At 28.9% G+C, this 20,553-nt stretch carries 15 protein-coding genes and 1 pseudogene; 6 read left to right on the top strand and 10 right to left on the bottom strand.

Going from position 1 to position 20,553, the window contains the following annotated elements; genetic code table 11:
* The 10 genes and pseudogenes from KJQ99_RS04190 to edd form a co-directional block, all read right to left on the bottom strand.
* Positions 1-243, bottom strand: a pseudogene (locus tag KJQ99_RS04190) (hypothetical protein); the annotation flags it as partial.
* A gap of 45 nt (positions 244-288) precedes the next feature.
* Entirely contained in the window at positions 289-699 is a 411-nt protein-coding gene (gene mscL / locus KJQ99_RS04185) for a large-conductance mechanosensitive channel protein MscL (RefSeq protein WP_214150124.1), read from the bottom strand.
* 45 nt (positions 700-744) lie between these two features.
* Entirely contained in the window at positions 745-2,865 is a 2,121-nt protein-coding gene (gene hypF / locus KJQ99_RS04180; RefSeq protein ID WP_214150123.1) for a carbamoyltransferase HypF, read from the bottom strand.
* On the bottom strand, positions 2,849-3,991 hold the full coding sequence (locus KJQ99_RS04175; RefSeq protein WP_214150122.1) for a hypothetical protein: 1,143 nt from the start codon (positions 3,989-3,991) through the stop codon (positions 2,849-2,851). The genes hypF and KJQ99_RS04175 overlap by 17 nt, the downstream gene beginning before the upstream one ends.
* Positions 3,981-4,553, bottom strand: coding sequence for a HyaD/HybD family hydrogenase maturation endopeptidase (locus KJQ99_RS04170; protein WP_214150121.1), 573 nt, complete (start codon positions 4,551-4,553; stop codon positions 3,981-3,983). The genes KJQ99_RS04175 and KJQ99_RS04170 overlap by 11 nt, the downstream gene beginning before the upstream one ends.
* Complete coding sequence (gene cybH, locus KJQ99_RS04165; protein WP_214150120.1) at positions 4,550-5,197, bottom strand: Ni/Fe-hydrogenase, b-type cytochrome subunit; 648 nt, start codon at positions 5,195-5,197, stop codon at positions 4,550-4,552. Before cybH ends, KJQ99_RS04170 begins: the two co-directional genes overlap by 4 nt.
* Before the next feature lies 1 nt (position 5,198).
* Positions 5,199-6,905 carry a nickel-dependent hydrogenase large subunit gene (locus KJQ99_RS04160; protein WP_214150119.1) on the bottom strand — a complete coding sequence of 569 codons (1,707 nt, stop codon included), beginning with the start codon at positions 6,903-6,905 and terminating at the stop codon, positions 5,199-5,201.
* 3 nt (positions 6,906-6,908) lie between these two features.
* Positions 6,909-8,003 (bottom strand): hydrogenase small subunit, encoded by a 1,095-nt coding sequence (locus KJQ99_RS04155; RefSeq protein ID WP_214150118.1) that lies wholly within the window; start codon positions 8,001-8,003, stop codon positions 6,909-6,911.
* A gap of 269 nt (positions 8,004-8,272) precedes the next feature.
* On the bottom strand, positions 8,273-8,899 hold the full coding sequence (locus tag KJQ99_RS04150) for a bifunctional 4-hydroxy-2-oxoglutarate aldolase/2-dehydro-3-deoxy-phosphogluconate aldolase (RefSeq protein ID WP_214150117.1): 627 nt from the start codon (positions 8,897-8,899) through the stop codon (positions 8,273-8,275).
* A 10-nt stretch (positions 8,900-8,909) separates the two neighbouring features.
* Positions 8,910-10,706, bottom strand: coding sequence for a phosphogluconate dehydratase (gene edd / locus KJQ99_RS04145; RefSeq protein ID WP_214150116.1), 1,797 nt, complete (start codon positions 10,704-10,706; stop codon positions 8,910-8,912).
* A gap of 112 nt (positions 10,707-10,818) precedes the next feature.
* Here edd and KJQ99_RS04140 point away from each other — a divergent pair, with 112 nt between their 5' ends.
* The 6 genes from KJQ99_RS04140 to KJQ99_RS04115 are packed head-to-tail and all read left to right on the top strand — an operon-like array spanning position 10,819 to position 20,012.
* On the top strand, positions 10,819-12,099 hold the full coding sequence (locus KJQ99_RS04140) for a glucose-6-phosphate dehydrogenase (RefSeq protein ID WP_214150115.1): 1,281 nt from the start codon (positions 10,819-10,821) through the stop codon (positions 12,097-12,099).
* Between the two features lies 1 nt (position 12,100).
* Entirely contained in the window at positions 12,101-12,772 is a 672-nt protein-coding gene (gene pgl, locus KJQ99_RS04135; RefSeq protein WP_214117927.1) for a 6-phosphogluconolactonase, read from the top strand.
* Complete coding sequence (locus KJQ99_RS04130) at positions 12,753-13,724, top strand: glucokinase (RefSeq protein ID WP_214150114.1); 972 nt, start codon at positions 12,753-12,755, stop codon at positions 13,722-13,724. The genes pgl and KJQ99_RS04130 overlap by 20 nt, the downstream gene beginning before the upstream one ends.
* Complete coding sequence (gene pgi / locus KJQ99_RS04125) at positions 13,724-15,361, top strand: glucose-6-phosphate isomerase (protein ID WP_214120226.1); 1,638 nt, start codon at positions 13,724-13,726, stop codon at positions 15,359-15,361. Before KJQ99_RS04130 ends, pgi begins: the two co-directional genes overlap by 1 nt.
* Positions 15,362-15,418: 57 nt before the next feature.
* On the top strand, positions 15,419-17,254 hold the full coding sequence (locus KJQ99_RS04120) for a site-specific DNA-methyltransferase (protein ID WP_214150113.1): 1,836 nt from the start codon (positions 15,419-15,421) through the stop codon (positions 17,252-17,254).
* 1 nt (position 17,255) lies between these two features.
* Positions 17,256-20,012: a type III restriction-modification system endonuclease gene (locus tag KJQ99_RS04115; protein ID WP_214150112.1), complete on the top strand. Its 2,757-nt coding sequence runs from the start codon at positions 17,256-17,258 to the stop codon at positions 20,010-20,012.
* The last annotated feature ends 541 nt before the right edge of the window (positions 20,013-20,553 follow it).

Below are 20,553 nucleotides of genomic sequence, written 5' to 3'. Positions count from 1 at the left end.
AGCTAATTTATTGCAAGCATTTGCATATCCTAAATCACACGATTTTATAAATAATTTTTCATTATTAAAATATTCTAAACCTAGTTTATAACAAGCTAAAGCATAGTTTAAGTCGCAATAATATTTATAAATTTTAATAGCTTGATTTTTATCGTTAATATTAGAAGATTGTGTTAATTTATCAATATTTTCTATAGAACTTATAAAAAATAAAAATATAATTAATTTTTTAATAATTAGCATAAAATCCCCCTTTAAATTAGGAGATTATAGCTAATACTAATAAAATTAGTTTTTATTTTTTAACAAATCTCTGATTTCTGTTAGCAGCACTATATCTTCGCTTGGAGCTGGAGCAGGAGCTGGTTTTTCTTCTTCTTTTTCTGCTTTTTTAAGCTTATTGATTAGCTTTACAACAACGAAAATTGAAAACGCAATGATTAAAAAATCAACTATATTTTGAATAAATAAACCATAATTAACGGTTACATTTTCAGCTTCTTTAGCACCTTCTTTAATAACCAATTTTAAATCACTAAAATCAACTCCGCCTGTTAAAACTCCAACAATAGGCATAATAATATCAGCCACAAGTGAGCTTACAATCTTACCAAAAGCAGTTCCTATAACCACACCCACAGCTAAATCTACAACATTTCCACGCATTGCAAATGTTTTAAATTCTTGTAATATTTTCATATTCTCTCCTTGAAAAAAGGCGAGATTTTAACAATAAATAATAAATTAATCCTTAAATTCCATATTGTTTAAGAAATAGTTTAACTGCCCTAAAGCTATGCAGCCATCGTTTATCGCTTCGTTTTTTGGAGTATAGAATTTGTATTCTTTATCATTTAGCAAAAGATTTAAAATGCTTTTATTACAAAACACCCCGCCACTTAAAATCGCCCTTTTGTTAGGGCTTAAAAACTTAATAATATAAACAATGGTATTAATAAATTTTGAACAAGCTAAAACCTTGCTTTCATTTAAGCAAGTTGCAAAAATATCCTTATAAATAATCTTATTATTTTTAAACTCAATTTTGTAAATATCTTTGATATTTTCATCATAAAAACTCTCAATAAGCATTCCTGAATGTGCTTCAAATTCATTTTTCTTAATCCCTAAAACTAAAAAGGCAAAAGCATCAATAATTCTACCTAATGAGCTAGTATTTATAGTGCAATTTTGCAATGCTATATCATAATTTAGATTAGTTTCACACGGGATTTCGTATTTTTTTAAAATACTATAAGCTAACAGTTCATTATTTTTTACATTAACTAGCTTAAACTCATCAAAACAAAAAGCTGTATTTATAGTGTTTTTAGTAATATCTAGCACTTCGCCACCACTTATATGATGATTATTTTTATATCCTGTGCCATCAAAACAAAATGCTCTAATATTTCTTAGCCCAATACTCATCGCATGGGCTGCGTGATGGTAAATTTTTATAATCTTTGTCTTTTTGCTAATTCCTATTTCAAATTCTTTTGTTATTTTTTCGCTATGAATGAAATGTGGGTGCAAATCACACAAAACATAATCAAATTTAATCTTATAATTTTTCACAAAAAATCTTAGAGTTTTTACAAAATGATTATAAACACTAATATCCTTTAAATCCCCAATATAAGGCGAATTAATACAAAACCCATTTATGTATATCAAAAACTCGTTTTTTTCTTCCATTCCAAGAGCTAGGATATTTATATTTTTTTTAATTTTATGCTCGTAATAAAAAGGTCTAAAGCCCCTAGCACTTCTTAAATGATGGTATTTATTAGCTATAACTTGCCCTACACTATCATCAATTTTATTAATTATTTTTCTATTATGATTTATTATTAAATCAGGTTTTAAAATCTTAAAATCACTTTTTTTAGAATAAATCATCTCGCCACTTTTGTTTGCACTTGTAGCTACTATTGCAAAATCAAGCTCTTTAAATAATATATGAAATATTGGAGCACTTGGCAAAAATACTCCGATATTTTTAAAATCAAAATGTATATTAAAAGCACTCTGATTAAGGCTTTTTAGTAGCAATATAGGTCGCTCTTTGCTCTTTAAAATACGCTCTTCAAACTTAGTAAAACTAGCATATTTTTTCGCCATTTTTATATCTTTAACCATTATTGCAAGTGGTTTTAAAGCTCTATTTTTTAGCATTCTTAATTTATTTACCGCATTAAAATCATTAGCATTGCATAATAAATTAAACCCACCAACGCCTTTTAAAGCTACTATTTTTCCAGCTTTTAGATATTTAACAGCCTTTGCTAAATCAAAATTAAGCTTAGCCCCACAATCATTACAAGCAATAGGCTCTGCGTAAAATCTCCTATCATTAAGATTACTATATTCACTATCGCAATTTTTACACATTTTAAAAACACTCATAGAAGTGTTTGTTCTATCGTAAGGGATTTTAGAAATTACACTAAATCTAGTGCCGCAATTAGTGCAATTTATAAAGGCGTGATTAAATCTTCTTTTTAATTTAGGATTATTAAGCTCTTTTATACAATCCTTACAAGGGGCGAAATCAGGCAAAATCACTGCAAGATTATGCTTATCTTTGCTTGGTTTTTTAATAACAAAATCATTATAAGTTTCATTTGTTTTAATTATTTTTACTTTTTCTATACTTGCTAATGGACGATTTTTTTTAAGAATTTGTTTTAAGTCTTTTATAAAAACTTTTGCTATTTTTTCATCACAATCAAGTGCTAAGCTAACTCCTAAAGTATCATTTAAGATATAGCCATTTAGCTTTTTTGCTTTGGCTAATTTGCAAACTTCAGGGCGAAATCCAACTCCTTGCACCCTGCCACTAAGTTTAATTAAAACACTCACAATTAGCCCATTTACTGAACTTAAATTGCTTGTTTAAAAACGCATTGTAATTTAAAAAACTCTGATAATTCATAAGCATTGAGCAAATCTCACGCTCGTTTTCATTAAGTTTTCCTATCATTAAAACAAGTGCTTCAAAAACACCAACTTCTATTAAAGCTGCATTTGCTAATCTAAAGCTCATAATTGATGAGATAAACTTAGCTACATTTAAGCCATCTTCATTAATCTCACAATCAATTCTAACTCCCTTTGTATAAGTATTTGGCACTACTTTTAAAATATCAGAATCTAGCAAAATATCTGCTAATTTTATTAATGAAAATATATTTTTATTTTCTAAACTAAACTCATTTAAAATGAACTTTTTTTGATAATTTTTTAATAATTTTTCGCCTTGTTCTAAGCTAAGTAATAATTTTATTAATTCATCTTTATTTTTAGGGACATTAAAGCTTAATTTATCAATATTAAAAGCAGTTGATAATTGATTTGAATACGGATTATTAATTACACAAAATGTATCAGCAAAAGGAGCTATTAATAATAAATCTTTAGGCTTTTTTACAAAATAAAGCTCATCTGCATTTTTTAACTCATTAAAAAGCTTTTTGCTATTAGCAAATGATACATATAAAAAATCTCCTAAATTATGTGCTTTTTTATAAAGTGGTTTTAAGGCTAATTTAACAAATGGTTTTTCATAAGCATTAAGTAAAATTTGAGTATTTTTATCGCAAATAAAAGCCTTTTGTAATAATTCATAATTAGCAATTATTACAAAATCACTTTTTGTTGTTTTAGTATAATCTAACTCATTTAAGCCTAAATCATCAAAAACTTCATCACATAAGTTTAAAGGCAATCTTGGAATTTCAATTTCAAATTCTTTTGTTTTTTGTGTATTTTCTAGCTCTATTTTAAAATCTTCTAAAAATAAAAAATAAGGTATTTTTTTAAAATATTCATTAAAGGCTAAAACTTTATCTTCATTATCATCTATAACTAAAGAAAACTCATCATCTTCATAATAAAGCTTATAATTTACATTGTTTATCTTGGCAATTTTTAGTAAAAATAATCCGAAATCTTTTAATTTTATTTTGAAATCATATCTAATTAACACTGCTTAAATTCCTATAATTTTCTATCGCTTGTTCTATACTAAAATCATTTTTAAATTCTAACAAAAATCCATCTTGTTTAAGCTCTTCTAAAAGACATTTTTGCATTAAAGCAAAAGATTTTTTAATCTCATCGCTTAAAGATATTTTCATAGGTTCAAGTCTTTTAGGCACAATGCCTAAGATTTTGCAAATTGGCAAATCACCTACTAAACTCATAAAATTAAGCATCATTTGCATCTCAAGTTCGTGAGCACTTCCTTGATAATTTACATTACTTGGCACTTTGTCATAGTCAAAAAACACAACATCGCCCACTTCTAAATCATCAGCATTTATACAATCAATCACATAAACTTTATCAAAATCAGCAATTATATGAGCTAAATTCATAGCCATCGTCCCGCCGTCTAAAAATACCAATTGATGCAAATCTTGATTTTTAAATTCTTCTTTAATATAAATATTAGGAGCTAGATTTTTCCTAAAATACTCAAGAAAAACAACTCCAGCTCCTTCATCTCCTATTAAAATATTTCCAATTCCTAAGACTAAAACTCTCATTTGTATTTATATCCACTAAAAATAGCATCCATTGCACCATCTTTACCTTTAATTGCATTAAACACTGCCATATAAATATGAACACCAACAAAAATCATAGTAACCCAAGTTAAAATATGATGAATTATCCTAACATTTGCAAGTCCGCCAAACATTGCTTCAAATGGTTTAACAAAAGGAGTTATTGCACCAGCAAAACCTTCGTGATAAACATTAATATATAACACAAAACCTGTGATTATTAATAATGCTAAAACAATATAAAAGAAAAAATAACTCACAAATTGAAGTGGATTATATACACCTTTTAAATGCGGGTGTTTTCCTAAAAATAAATAAAACTTAATTTGCTCTATCCATACTCTTAAACTAAAGCAATCTTTAATACTAACTCTTTCTTTTTTGCTAAGCTTATCAAATATAAAAAGATAAAGTTTAAAAATAAAACAAGCTAATAAAACAAACCCAGCTACATTATGCACGAAACGAAATTTAGCCTGCATAAATAGATTTGGCTCGGTTGATTTATCAGGCGCAATAAACACACTAGCAATATAAAAACCACTTATACAAAGAGCTAAAATAGCTAATGCTCTTAGCCAATGAGTTGCTCTAAGCCCTATTGAAAACTCATAATGTTTCATATCAAACTCCTACTTTATATTCGCCTAACTTATTACCTTTTTTATCTAATACATGCACAGCACAAGCAATGCAAGGGTCATACGAATGGATTTTTCTAATAATTTCAAGTGGCTTGGTTAAATCTTCAATCTTTAGACCAATTAAACAAGCTTCATAAGTTCCCATTTTACCATTTGCATCTTTTGGACTTGCATTCCAAGTAGATGGAACTACTGCTTGATAATTTTGCACTATACCATCTTTAATTCTAATCCAATGACTTAGCATTCCCCTAGGAGCATTACCTATAAAGCGACCTTTATATTCTTTAGAATTATCTATTTTATATGGAGCGCAAGTGCTTTGATCTACTTTTAGATTTTCAACTAAATTATCAAGAGCTTTAAGTGCATGTTCGCTTATTATTTTTGCTTCAATCATTCTTGCTGCAGTTCTTCCTAAAGTGCTAAGTAAGTCTTTAAGTTCAATATTTAATTCAGCTAATAAAGCATCAACTTCTTTTGTAACGATTGGATTTTTAGCTAAATAATTTACAACTATAGTAGCAAGTGGTCCTACTTGAACAGGTAAATTATCATATCTTGGAGCTTTAATCCAGCTATATTTTCCATTCATATCAAATACTTTAGAATCTTCTAATTCGCCTTTAGCGTTTAGAGTTTTTTCATCTTTTAGCCCTGTATAATTTGGCTCTTGTTCGCCATCATAAGGGTGTAATGCTTTATCGTTTTTATACCAAGACCTTGTTGCTTCTTCTGTGATTTTGCTCTCATCAATAGCACCTAATACAGGATTGCTTAGCATATTAGTTACAATTCCACCTTTAAATAAATAATCATCTCCTAAATAAAACTCATCAGCACACATAAAATTATCAACGCCAACATCATTCATTACACTTGGCTCATTTTTATAAACAGCTGCAGCCATCTTAATATCGGCTAAATAAGCACGATGAATAAAATCGCTAATTTCTAAGAATTTAGTTTTATATTCACCAATTCTAGCAGGGTCAAGTATATCCATAACGCAAGTTACACCACCTACGGTTAAACTTTGTGGGTGTGGTTGTTTTGCACCAAAAATAGCCATTAATTGTGCTGCTGTTCTTTGCACTTTTAAGCATTCTAAATAATGACTTAACGCTACTAAGTTTTGCTCTGGGCTAAAGCGATAAGTTTTATGTCCCCAATAAGCATTCGCAAATATTCCTAATTCTCCTTTATCTACGAATGTTTTTAATTTTTCTTGAACTGCTTTAAGCTCTCCTATACCACAAGCTAAAGGCTTATCACACCATTTTAAAGCTTCAGCTTCAGCTTTTGCTGGATCAGCACTTAAAGCACTCACTACATCAACAAAATCAAGCCCGTGTAATTGATAAAAATGCACACAATGATCGTGCATATATAAAGCTGCATTCATTAATGTTCTTGTAAGTTTTGCATTTTTTGGTGGAACTATACCTAAAGCATTTTCAGCCGCTTCAATACCTGCTCTATAATGCGAATAAGTACAAACTCCACAAATTCTTTGAGTCATAAAGCCAACATCTCTAGGGTCTCTTCCTTTTACAATAGTTTCAATTCCACGCCATAATGTTGAACCCGCATAAGCATCAGTTACTACATTTGCATCATCAACTATTATTTCTACTCTTAAATGTCCTTCAATTCTTGTAATTGGATCTACTACTATTTTTTGCATTTTTTATTCCTTGTCTTTTTTAATTGCTGAAATTGTTGCGTGAGCAGCTATTGCTACTCCTGTTAGAGTTAAAACACCAATGCCTATTTTATCACTCATAGCATCAGCACCCATTCCGCTAAATACACTTTGAAATAAATGTGATTTTAAAGGTTCTTCGTAAGTTCTCATACTATCCCAAAAATCAGGCTCAGAGCAACCTATACACCCATGTCCTGCACCAATAGGCCAATTTATGTGCTGATTAAATCTTTGCTTAGCACAATTATTAAATGTATATGGACCTTTACATCCTACTTTATAAAGACAATAGCCTTTCTTTGCACCTTCATCGCCAAAACTTTCTACAAACTCACCCGCATCAAAATGTCCCCTACGCTCACAATAATCGTGAATTCTATGCTCGTATGCCCATTTTGGACGATTAAAATTATCAAGTGGCATTGTTTCAAATAATAATATTTGTAAGATTGAACCTACGATATTTTTTTCACTAGGCGGACAACCTGGGACATTAATTACGCTTTTATTTGTGATTTTACTAATCGGAACTGCGTTTGTTGGATTTGGTGCTGCTGCTTGAATACCACCAAAACTTGAGCAAGTGCCAATTGCTAAAATAGCAGCTGCATTAGCACAGGCATTTTTTGCTATTTCTTCGCCTGTATGCCCTTTAGCACCTAAAGTTAGATAAAAACTAGAGCTTCCTGCAGGAACTGCACCTTCTACTAATAATACATATTTTCCTGCGTGTTTTTTAATAGCGTTTTCTAAATTCTCATCAGCTTGATGACCACTTGCTGCCATAACAGTTTCGTGATATTCAATATTTAAATAATCAAATATCAAACTATCAATAGTAGGTGCATCACTTCTTAATAAACTTTCACTACAGCCTGTGCATTCTGCCATATGTAGCCAAATTACTGGAGTATTAGTATTGTTTTCAACAGCATTTGCAATACTTGGTGCAAAAGTAGCTCCAAGTCCTAGCATAGTAGCCATTCCACTAGACCATTTCAAAAAATCTCTTCTACTAAAGCCGTGTTCGCCTAGTATTTGCATTAAATCTTTTTTATTATTAGGATTTATTTGCATAATCTCTCCTTAAAAAAATTTATTAATGATAGTATTTTTTTAAAATCTAAAAGTTACAAAAAAGACAAAATAAATCTTAAAATTATTTAATTTTGATAATTGAATTTCTTATAAAATTCTTACAATTAAACTTAAAAATATTATTTTATTAAAGTTTTTGTTTGATTGATTTATGCTGATTTAAATTCTAATCTTGCTAATGTTTTTAAGTAAAGAATTTAATTTTTATAGGCTTAGTTTTCGCACTAAGCCTACTTATAAATAAAGCCTTATAAAGTATTTTTTAACTCTAAAGTTTTTCTTGCAATATTTGTGATTTCATCCCAATTTTTAGCCTTTATTAGCTCTTTTGGTGCAAGCCAAGAACCACCAACGCAAAGCACATTTGGTTGGCTTAAATATTCTTTAGCATTATTTTCGCTAATACCACCCGTAGGACAAAATCTAACATCACTAAATGGCCCATAAATAGCCTTTAACATAGGCACTCCACCAACAACACTAGCAGGAAATAATTTAAAGGTATCAAGCCCATATTCAAGCCCAAGCATTAGCTCTGCTGGACTTGCAATACCTGCTATTAAAGGGATTTTATAATCAATCTCTTTTAATAATTTTTCAGTAATACCTGGACTTATTGCAAACTTTGCACCAGTATTAACAACATCTTTATATTGCTTAGCATTAATTACTGTTCCTGCTCCAACGATTGCTTCAGGAATTTCTTTACTAATTAACTCAATTGCTTTTAGCCCTGCAGGAGTTCTAAGAGTAATTTCAAGCACTCTTACTCCACCTAAAACTAAAGCCTTAGCTAAAGGTAAGGCATCATTTATATCGTCAATTGCTATCACAGGAATTACTGGATTTATTTTTAAAATTTCTCTTGCATTCATTATTTCTTCCTTAAAAACTTACTCCGCCTTCTTCGGCGCTTAAACAACTATTTCTTAAAGCTTTAAAAAGCTCTCTACCACTACCTAACTCATTTGCGCTTAAATCAATATGCTTAATTTCTCTAGTTAAGAAATCATCTTCTAATACATTTAAAGTGCCATTGATTGCATCAAATTCTATCAAATCCCCATCTTTAATCTTAGCAATATTTCCATTTAACAAGGCTTCAGGACTTGTATGGATTGCTGCAGGAACTTTTCCACTAGCCCCACTCATTCTACCATCAGTAATTAATGCAACTTTATATCCTTTAGACATTAATACCCCTAAAGGTGGAATTAATTTATGAAGTTCAGGCATTCCATTTGCTCTTGGGCCTTGATATTTTACAACTGCTATGAAGTCTTTATTCAATTCGCCTTTTTCGTAAGCTTTCATTAACTCAAGTTGGTCGTTAAATACAATAGCTCTTTGTTTAATATATAAATTATCATCGCTTACAGCACTTACTTTAATTACCGAGCGACCAATATTTCCACTTAAAACTTTTAGCCCACCTGTAGTGCTAAATGGCTTATCATAAGTCGTGATTATTTCAACATTTCTGCTATTTTCAAGGCATTTTTCATAAGTAATTTCATCATCTTTTAAGATAGGATCTTTCGTATAATTACTAAGCCCAAATCCTGCTATAGTATTTACATCATCATGTAATGCACCATTGTTTAATAATTCATTAATTACAAACGACAATCCACCAGCTTCATAAAAATCATTTATATCAGCCTTACCATTAGGATAAACCTTAGCTAAAAGTGGAGTAATATTTGAAATATCATTAAAATCGTCCCAATTAATAATAATTCCCGCAGCCTTTGCAATTGCAATTAAGTGTAAAGTATGATTGGTTGAGCCACCTGTTGCCATAAGCCCTACTATTGCATTTACTATACTTTTTTCATCTATCATTTTGCCTATTGGTAAAATACTTTTATCTTTTACACCTTTTGCAAAATGTCTAGCACTAAAATCAATTATTTTTTCTCTTAGCTTTGTATTTGGATTAATAAAAGCAGAATTTGGTATATGAAGACCCAATAATTCAATCATAACTTGATTTGAATTAGCAGTTCCATAAAAGGTGCAAGTGCCTGAACTATGATACATTTTCATTTCAGTATTTAATAAATCTTGCTTAGAAATAAGTCCTTGAGCGTATTTTTCTCTAGCAATACTTTTATCAGAATTACTAAGTCCTGTCGGCATAGGACCACTTGGAATAAACATAGCAGGTAATTGTCCAAATCTTAACGCTCCCATTAAAAGTCCAGGAACTATCTTATCACACACTCCAAGATAAAACGCCCCATCAAAAATATTATGAGATAATCCAATTGCTGTGCTCATAGCTATTACATCACGAGAATAAAGGCTAAGTTGCATACCATCATAGCCTTGAGTAATACCATCGCACATTGAAGGAGTGCAGCTTGCAACTTGAACGCTTACACCTTCTTTTATACAAGATTGCTTTAATTTTAAAGGATAATCCTTATAAGGTTCGTGAGCTGATAAAACATCGTTATAGCTTGAAATAATAGCTAAATGAGTGCTATTTGAATTATTTAATTTTTCTCTTACGCTTTCAGGAATTGCTGCGTAAGCGTGAGCTAAATTAGCACAACCTAACTTTGAGCGATTGATTTTTTCATTAGCATTATCTATTAAATTAAGATAATCTTTTCTAGTTTTTTCACTTCTTTTTATAATCTTTTCAGTGATTTCTAATAATTTTTTATTTGTCATAAATAAGCTTCTTTCATTTAAAATATTTGATTTATTATAAATAAATAAATGTTATTAATGTTAAATCCTTTTTAGTAAGATTTAAAAAATTATTTTTATTTAGGGATTATTTATGAAAACTAATTTTGATTTTTTATTATTCGGAGCTACTGGAGATTTAGCTCTTAGAAAACTTTTTCCTTCACTTTATGAAGCCTTTTTAAATGACTTGCTTCACGAAGATTTTAAAATACTTGCTACAGGTAGAAGCAAGCTTAGCTTAGAAGAATTTAAGCAAAAATTAAACGACAAATCAAAAATCCATTTAAAAGATACTACAAAATGGAACGATTTTTTAGAAAAAATATCTTATGAGAGCGTAGATATTAATAATCTTGAAGATTTTAAAAAACTTAAAAACAATTTAAGAGATGGTAAAGATACTATTATATATTTTTCAATTTCGCCTGAATTTTTCATCACTTGCTGTAAGAATTTAAGCGAATTAAATATGAATAAAGACAATGTTAGAATAGTTCTTGAAAAACCTTTAGGAATGAGCTTAAATGAATGCAGAGCAATCAATGAAAGCGTAGCAAAATATTATAAAGAAGAACAAATTTATAGAATTGATCATTATCTTGGTAAAAGTATGGTTAAAGAATTATTTGAGTTTAGAAAACAAAATCCACATTTTAATGCACTACTTAATAAAGACTATGTAAAAAGCATTAATTTATATGTTTTAGAGCGTTTAGGTGTTGAAAGTCGTGGAGAGTTTTATGATAGTTGCGGTGCTTTAAGAGATATGTTACAAAATCATATGTTACAAATGTTAGCTTTATTTATGATTGATATTAATTCAACTAATATTAGAAAAGCTAAGCTTGAGTTTTTTAACTCACTTGAAAAAATTGATTTTAAAAATGTAATTAAAGCTCAATATGAAGCTAATGAAGATAGCTCAAGTTATTTAGATGAATTAAATGTGGCTAAAGATAGCAGGACAGAAACTTTCGTATCAATTAAAACTAGTTCAAATCAAGAAAATTACAAAGGCGTTTTAATAAAACTTGCAACAGGCAAAAGAATGGCTGAAAATAAAGTATATTTTGATATTGGCTTTAAAAATGGTGGAAAAATGTATATAGAAATCCAACCAAAACCTAAAATCAAATTCCTTTTAAAAATAGCCGAAGAGTTTAAAGAATTTGAAATAGGAATTTGTGATATTGAAAAAATGCCACCTTATGAAAGATTACTTTTAAATGTAATTAATAAAGATTTAAGTTCATTTAATGAAAAAGATGAGCTAGAGAGTGCTTGGAAATGGGTGCAAGATGTAATTGATAATGATGATTTTACAATGCATAAATACAAAGCCTACACAAATGAAATTATTTTTAAGGACTAAGATGAGATTATTTACATTCAATGACAAAAACATAAGCGAAATCGCTTTATATAAAGAATTAGTATTTTCATTAAATGAATGTATTAATAGTAAAGGTAGCGTAAATTTTTATGTATCAGGTGGTAAAAGTCCTAAAGATTTATTTATTAAATTAAGTAAAGAAAAGCTTGACTGGACTAAAGTAAATGTATTTTTAGTAGATGAAAGGATTTTACCTACAAATCACGAAGATAGTAATACAAATCTAGTAAAGCAAAATCTATTACAAAATGACGCTAGTAAGGCTAATTTAATTACTTGTATTAAAGATGAATTAATTAATGATTATGAAGCTTTAAAAAACCACGCTAATAATATTTATCAAACTCCTGATATTTTGATTTTAGGTATGGGAGCTGATGCTCATACTGCATCAATCTTTCCAACGGCTTCTAATTTAGATGAATTATTAAGTGATGAAAACCAAGCTTATCACATAGTAAAAACTCCTAATTACGATAGAATTAGCCTTAGTTTAGAAAGCATATTAAAAGCTAAAAGAATATTTTTAAATATCAGTGGAGATGAGAAATATCAAGTATTTTTATTAGCTTGTAAAGAAAAAAATAAAAAATATCCAATAAGTTATGTGATTAATTCAAAAGGAAATTTAGATGTCTATTACGCAAAATGAATATCCAAGATTATTAGCAGATATTGGTGGAACTAATGCTAGATTTGCATTAGAATTTAAATCAGGAAATATAGATAAAATAGAAGTCTTACAATGCAAAGACTACGATACTATAATAGATGCTGTAAGAGCATATTTAAAAGATAAAAATGTAAATGTAAAACACGCTGCTTTTGCAATGGCAAATCCTGTTACAAGTGATTTTATACAAATGACTAATAATCATTGGGCTTTTTCAATCAATACCACAAGACTTGCATTAGGATTTGATACTTTATTAATTCTAAATGATTTTACCGCTCAAGCACTTGCTATTACAAAATTAAATAGTGATGAATTAGTTCAAATTGGTGGAAGAGAAGCTGAAGAAAATTGCGTAAAAGCTGTTTTAGGGCCTGGCACAGGACTTGGAGTTAGTGGATTAATCCCTAGTAAAAATGGTTATATTGCACTATCAGGTGAAGGTGGACATGTTAGCTTTGCACCTTTTGATGAGATTGAATCAATGATTTGGCATTATGCAAAAAACAAATTCGGGCATGTATCGGCTGAAAGATTGCTTAGCGGAATGGGACTTGAGCTAATATATGAAGCTTTAGCACATAAAGAAGGTATAAATGATACTTTAGACGCTAGTAAAATTAGCGAACTAGCATTAAGCGAAAAATCAGCTTTATGTAGATTAAGTCTTGATATATTTTGTGCAATGCTAGGAACAATTGCATCAAATTTGGCATTAACTCTAGGTGCTAGGGGTGGTGTTTATATTTGTGGTGGAATAATTCCTAAGATATTAGGGTATTTTAAACACTCATCATTTAGAGCAAGATTTGAGAATAAAGGTAGATTTGATAGTTATTTAGCAGCAATTCCTGTATTTGTGGTTTTATCAAAATTTCCAGGTATAAACGGCGCTAGTGTAGCACTGCAAAATCATTTAAAGGATAAATAATGTTAAGCAAATTAAAAAGCTATGAAAAATTATGGTCTTTATACAACAAATCAAAAGATACTCATATGAAAGAATTATTTGCTAATGATAATAATAGAGCGAATAAATACTTTTTAGAAGTTGGTGGGATTAAGGTTGATTATTCTAAAAATAGAATAGATGAAGAGATTTTAAGCAATCTTATTAATCTTGCAAAAGAAGCTAATTTAGAACAAAACATTAAAGATATGTTTAGTGGTAAAAAGATTAATACCACAGAAAATAGAGCAGCTTTACATATTGCTCTTAGAAATCGTATAAATACACCTATTTATGTAGATAATGAAAACATAATGGATGATGTAAATGCAGTGCTAAACAAAATGGAAAAATTCTCTCACGCAATAAGATCAGGCGAGTGGCTAGGCTATACAAATCAAGTAATAACTGATATTGTAAATATAGGAATTGGTGGCTCTGATTTAGGACCATTGATGGCTTGTGATGCTTTGAAAAAATACGCACACCCAAGACTAAAAATGCACTTTGTATCAAACGTAGATGGCTCAAAATTACAAAATGTATTAGATAGCGTTCATCCAGAAACTACGCTTTTTATAATAGCGTCAAAAACATTCGTAACTCAAGAAACCCTAACAAATGCTTTAACTGCTAGAGAGTGGTTTTTAAATCACGCAGTTAATAAACGCTTTGTAGCTAAGCATTTCGTAGCAGTTTCAACTAATAAAAAAGCTGTTGAAGAATTTGGAATAGATAGCAATAATATGTTTGAGTTTTGGAACTGGGTCGGCGGGCGTTATAGTTTGTGGTCTGCAATTGGTCTTCCTATTATGATTTATTTAGGAAAAGAACATTTTTGGCAAATGCTAGAAGGTGCATATTTAATGGATTCACATTTTAGCTCGGCTGAATATTCTAAAAACTTGCCTGTGATTTTGGCTCTAATAGGTATTTGGTATATTAATTTTTATGGTGGTGGCTCACATATAATCGCACCTTATGATGAATATTTAAAGCATTTTCCAAGATTTATTCAACAACTTGATATGGAAAGTAATGGAAAACAAGTTAGTAAAAATGGGGAATTAATTAATTACGAAACTTCTCCAATCATTTGGGGTGAAACAGGAATTAACGCTCAACACGCATTTTTTCAACTACTTCATCAAGGAACTCATATAAGTCCGATTGATTTAATAGTAAGTCTTGAAAAACCACACGATATGCCAGAACACCACGAAATTTTAATTAGCAATGTATTCGCTCAAGCTGAAGCCTTTATGAAAGGCAAAAACAAGGATGAAGTAAGAGCTGAACTTAGTAAAAGTAATTTAAGTGAAAGTGAGATAGAAAAGCTAATCCCACATAAAGAATTTTCGGGAAATCGCCCTAGCAATACGATTTTATTAGAAAGAATAAGCCCTAGAAATCTAGGTAGTCTAATTGCATTATATGAGCATAAAATATTCGTTCAAGGTGTGATTTGGGGGATAAATAGTTTTGACCAATTTGGCGTTGAATTAGGCAAAACTTTAGCTAAAACAATACTTGAAGAGCTAAGAAGTGATGTGAGTTACGAGCACGATAGCTCAACTACAAATCTAATAAAATTATATAAAGAGTTTAATAAAAAATAATTTTAGGAATTTCTTTATGAAATTCCTATTTTAAATTCCACGAAAAAAGGAGAGAAAATGGAGCTTTTACATAAGGACTGCAAAAACAAATTAGATATATTAAAAGAACATTTTGCTGAATGTTTTGATAAAGATGGAAAATTTAATTTAGAAAAATTCCAAAGCGAAATAGCTGCTAACGGGGGGGGGGATTTTACAAATGAGAGTTATAGTTTAAATTTTTTAGGCAAAAAACACGCAAAATATCTAGCAAATCTAAAACCATCAAGCTACCTTAAACAAAACGGCACATTTAATGAAAATCTAAAACAAAATCTACTCATAAAAGGCGATAATTTAGAAGTCTTAAAACACTTACAAAATAGCTATTATAAAAAAATCAAAATGATTTATATAGACCCACCTTATAATACCGCTAATAAGGATTTTGTCTATAATGATACTAGAGCTTATAAGCTAGATGATTTAATAAACGCTGGAATGAGTGAAGATGAAGCTAAAAGAGTGCTAGAGTTTAGCACTAAAAAATCAAGCTCACATTCAGCGTGGCTTACCTTTATGTATCCAAGGCTATTTTTAGCTAGAAAGCTTTTAAAAGATGATGGAGTGATATTTATCTCAATTGATGATAATGAAGCAGCTCAATTAAAGCTCTTGTGTGATGAGATTTTTGGTGAAGAGAATTTCGTAGCTGATTTTATTTGGAATAACAAATACACAACTTCTAATGATACAGATATGTCTTATCAACACGAACATATTTTTTGCTATTTTAAGAATAGGATTAATAATAAATTAAATTTATTACCAAGAAGCGAGAAACAAAATTCTGCATATAAAAATAGAGATAATGATCCTAAAGGTGCTTGGAAACCAACACCAATTCATGCAAGAAGTGGAAGTGAGCTGGGTAAATATAGTATAACTTTTCCAAATGGAATAACTTGGCAAGCTCCGATAGGTAGATACCCTAGATATTCTAAAGATAAGTTATTACAGCTATTTTATGATAACGAACTGTATTTTAATTCAAAAGGTGGAATAGATAAAAAAACTTATATTACTGAAGTTAGACAAGGAATTTCTTGTGGTAGTGTATGGAGTTATGATGAAGTGGGGCATACACATAGCAATAATGAAGAATTATCTTCTTTGCTTGGTAAAGGTATTTTTAACGATCCAAAAGGAACTAAATTATTAAAAAGAATATTACAAATTTCAACCGATAAAGATGATATTGTCCTAGATTTTTTTGCAGGAAGTGGGACAACAGGGCACGCTATTATGCAATTAAATGCCGAAGATAGTGGAAATAGAAAGTTTATTTTAGTTCAACTTGATGAGCCAATAGATGAGAAAAAGAGTAAAATTGCTTATGATTTTGTAAAAAATGAGCTTAATTGCAAGCCAACAATTTATGCAATTACCAAAGAAAGATTAATAAGAGCTGCGAAAAAAATCAAGCAAGATTATCCAAACGCTACTAATTTAGACTTTAGTGAATTTAAGATAGTATATAAAGATGAATTAGAACTAGAAAAAATAGAAAAACTAGATTTAAGCTTAGGCGATAATCTTTTTGCACCATTTAATAACGATAAAACAAATGAAATTCTAACTAGCTATAAACTAGCCGATGGTATAGCTTTAGATGTGGAATTTAAAATAATAAATATAAACGATTATAAGGCTTATTATTGTAATAAATTGCTTTACTTAGTTTTCCCACATTTTAATAGCGAAAATATCAAAACCCTAATGCAAAAATTACAAGATAGTGAGCTAATTTGCGAAAGAGTTATTTTATACAATGCTAGTTTTACGAGTAGCGAACATAAGAGTTTAAAAGAAGCTTTAATTAAATTAGGCATTAAATTACAAGTGAGATTTTAAGATGGGTAGCTTTAATTATACTAATGATTTAGAATATCAAAATATAGCTATTCAAAGTGTTTTAAAAATATTTTCAAGTAATGATATAAAGGCAAATGTTAAAGAAATTCAAGAGTTTAATGGCATAAAAAATCAAAACTTTATAAATGATAACACTTATGATATTTGTATGCAAACAGGCACAGGTAAAACCTACACTTACACAAAAACTATGTTTATGCTAAATGAAGCTTATGGATATGATAGCTTTATAGTGCTTGTGCCAACTTTAGCTATTAAATCAGGGACTAAAAGTTTTTTTGAGCTATCACGCCAACATTTTATAGATGAGTTTAAAAAAAGCTTAAGTTTTTACGAAGTAAAAAGCGAAAAATCAAGTAAAAAAGAGCAAATGCCACAAAGCATAAAAGATTTTTGCAATCACGATGATAAAGCTTCTATAAGAGTGCTTTTAATAAATGCAGGGATGCTCAATTCAGATACTTTTAAAAAAGAATTTGAAAGCAATCTTTTTGATAGATTTTTTAGCATACTTCCTGCATTAGCAGATACTAAAAGTATTTTAATCATTGATGAGCCACATAAATTTGATAAAGCTAGTAAAACTTGGGAAAATGTTTTAAAACTAAAACCACAATTTATATTAAGATATGGAGCGACTTTTAAAGAAAACTCAAACCTACTTTATAACCTAACCCCACTTAAGGCCTTTAATGATAATTTGGTTAAAGGTGTAAAAACTTTCGTGCAAGAATTTGAAATAGGAAATAAAGCTTATATTAAACTTCAAGATATAGTAGATAATGAAGCTATTTTTTGTGATGATAAAAAGCGTGAGTTTAGACTTAGCAAGGGGCAAAATTTCGCTTGTTTTTATGATTTTTTAGATATTTTCGTGCAAGATTTAAACAAGCAAAAAGTGCTTTTATCAAATGGCGTAGAGCTAATTAAAGATAACAAATTTAATCCTTTTAGCTTTAATGATGATTTAGCTAAGCAAATGATAAATGCTTGTTTAGATGAGCATTTTAAATTAGAGCGAGAGTTTTTAAATCAAAAGATAAAATTAAAGCCTTTAAGCTTATTTTTTATAGATGATATAAATTCTTATCGTGGAGAAAACGCAAGGCTAAAAGAATATTTTGAAAAGGCATTAAAAAGCAAACTAGAAGAAGAATTAAAGCTTAGCACAGGATTTTATAAAGAATATTTACAAAAATCTTTAAACGATATTAGCCTTACTCACGGCGGTTATTTTTCAAAAGATAATAGCGATAAAGATGATAAAATAGAGCAAGAAATCAATGAGATTTTGCACGATAAAATGAGCCTACTTAGTCTTAATAATACTAGAAGATTTATATTTTCAAAATGGACGCTTAAAGAAGGTTGGGATAATCCAAATGTATTTAATATTTGCAAACTTAGAAGTAGCGGAAGTGAGATAAGTAAGCTTCAAGAAGTTGGGCGTGGGCTTAGGCTTCCTGTTGATGAATACGGCAATAGAATTACTAATAAAGAATATTATTTAAATTATTTCGTAGATGCTAGTGAGAGTGATTTTACTCAAAAACTTATAAATGAAATTAAGATATGTGATGAGTGTTTTGATATAAAAATAGATGATTTATTAGATGAGAAAATTTATAAAATAATTTTAAGTGAATATGATTTAGATGAAGATTTGATTTATGATGAGCTTTTAGAATGCGGTGCTATAAACAAGCGAAGTAAGATAATAAATGTAGATATTTTAAAAGCAAAATATCCAAAAGCATTTAGCAAAAATAACATTAAAAAAGGCAAGATTAAAAACTCTAATGAATTAGAAAATAAAGTAAAAATCAAAACTAATTTATATCCACAAATCAAGGCTTTATGGGAAGAAATAAACAAAAAAGTATTTTTAAAATACGATGCCATTGAAAATGTGTTTTTAGCTAATTTTAAAGAGTTTTTAAAAGAATTTAAAGCAAAAGATAATTCAAGTTATATAAAAATTACACAATTAAGCGTAAATAATAATCAATTAAAAAGCCAAAAAGATATTCTAAATAATAAAATAAATATAAAAACTCTAAATTATGGAGAGTTTTTGCTAGGACTTAGCACAAAATTAGGTCTTAATCTAAACACTTTACATAAAGCCTTTTATGAGTTAATGAAAGATGGTTTATTTAACATAAATGATTATTTAAATGAGCCTAGTTTGAATGCTATTTGTAAGGAATTTAATTTTTATCTTTTAAGTAATTCTAATAGGCTTTTTAGCATATCTTACGAAGAGTTTTCACACCACATTCATCCTACCAAAATCACTAATGAAAAAGGTGAAATATTAAATGAAATAAATGCTAGTGATATAGGTGTTTTAGGTGGAGATGAATTAGCAAATAATACCTTTTTATACGAGCAGATTTTTTATGATAGTAAAATTGAGCAAGAGATAATAAAAGAAGATATAAAAAGCATACAAGTCTTTATGAAAATACCTAAAAACTCATTAAAAATCCCTGTAGTAGGTGGATTTAGTTATTCACCTGATTTTGCTTATGTATTAAAAGATGATAAAGAAAATATCCATTATTTTGTGCTTGAAAGTAAAGGCGTAGATAGTAAAATCAATCTAAGAAGCGATGAAAATGCGAAAATTACTAACGCAGAAAGTCTTTTTAAAGGTATAAATATTACCTTTGAAAAACAATTTAATAATGATAAATTAGAAACAATCATAAAAAATATAATCAATAAAAAATAATTAATCTAATTTAAATTCCTTAAAGGATTTAAATTAGAATACAAGATTATATTAAAAATATGAGGTGTTAAATGCTTTCTTTTATTAAAGAATTAATAAAAAAATCTTTATTTGTTGGTTTGAGTTTAGCGTTTTTTATCATTGCTATTTTCGCTTTTTTAATGCTTGTTTAGTATTCATACGATATCTATAGTAAATACTTTAGTTCAACTTATGATAAATTTCTTAAAACCAAAAAAGAGCTTTGCTCTCTTGAAAGGCAATTAGAAATAGAAGGCTATTTATTATTTTGGGATTTTAAAAATGAGTATACAAATTATAAATATGATTATTCTAAAAGCGGATATAAATGTAATTTAGAAAAAGAGAAAAATATAAAAGAGCAATTGTAAATTATTTTAAATTAAGTAATGAAAAAATATATGAAGTGCAAAATTATAATAGCATTGATGAAGTTAAATCTCTTAAAACTTTAGATAGTTTAGAATTAAAAGAAGTTAATGAATTTAACAATAATCTAGTATTTTTTGAAAAAAGATTT

It is taken from the genome of Campylobacter sp. 2018MI13 (assembly GCF_018501135.1).
GTDB lineage: Bacteria > Campylobacterota > Campylobacteria > Campylobacterales > Campylobacteraceae > Campylobacter_E.
This window is presented reverse-complemented; position numbering and strand designations above follow the sequence as displayed.

Bases quoted from the DNA above. Each gene is read 5' to 3' on its own strand.
- KJQ99_RS04120 (WP_214150113.1), top strand. From the start codon at position 15,419: ATGGAGCTTTTACATAAGGACTGCAAAAACAAATTAGATATATTAAAA.
- pgl (WP_214117927.1), top strand. From the start codon at position 12,101: ATGAGATTATTTACATTCAATGACAAAAACATAAGCGAAATCGCTTTA.
- KJQ99_RS04140 (WP_214150115.1), top strand. From the start codon at position 10,819: ATGAAAACTAATTTTGATTTTTTATTATTCGGAGCTACTGGAGATTTA.
- cybH (WP_214150120.1), bottom strand. From the start codon at position 5,197: ATGAAACATTATGAGTTTTCAATAGGGCTTAGAGCAACTCATTGGCTA.
- KJQ99_RS04130 (WP_214150114.1), top strand. From the start codon at position 12,753: ATGTCTATTACGCAAAATGAATATCCAAGATTATTAGCAGATATTGGT.
- edd (WP_214150116.1), bottom strand. From the start codon at position 10,706: ATGACAAATAAAAAATTATTAGAAATCACTGAAAAGATTATAAAAAGA.
- pgi (WP_214120226.1), top strand. From the start codon at position 13,724: ATGTTAAGCAAATTAAAAAGCTATGAAAAATTATGGTCTTTATACAAC.
- KJQ99_RS04150 (WP_214150117.1), bottom strand. From the start codon at position 8,899: ATGAATGCAAGAGAAATTTTAAAAATAAATCCAGTAATTCCTGTGATA.
- KJQ99_RS04160 (WP_214150119.1), bottom strand. From the start codon at position 6,905: ATGCAAAAAATAGTAGTAGATCCAATTACAAGAATTGAAGGACATTTA.
- mscL (WP_214150124.1), bottom strand. From the start codon at position 699: ATGAAAATATTACAAGAATTTAAAACATTTGCAATGCGTGGAAATGTT.
- KJQ99_RS04155 (WP_214150118.1), bottom strand. From the start codon at position 8,003: ATGCAAATAAATCCTAATAATAAAAAAGATTTAATGCAAATACTAGGC.
- KJQ99_RS04115 (WP_214150112.1), top strand. From the start codon at position 17,256: ATGGGTAGCTTTAATTATACTAATGATTTAGAATATCAAAATATAGCT.
- KJQ99_RS04170 (WP_214150121.1), bottom strand. From the start codon at position 4,553: ATGAGAGTTTTAGTCTTAGGAATTGGAAATATTTTAATAGGAGATGAA.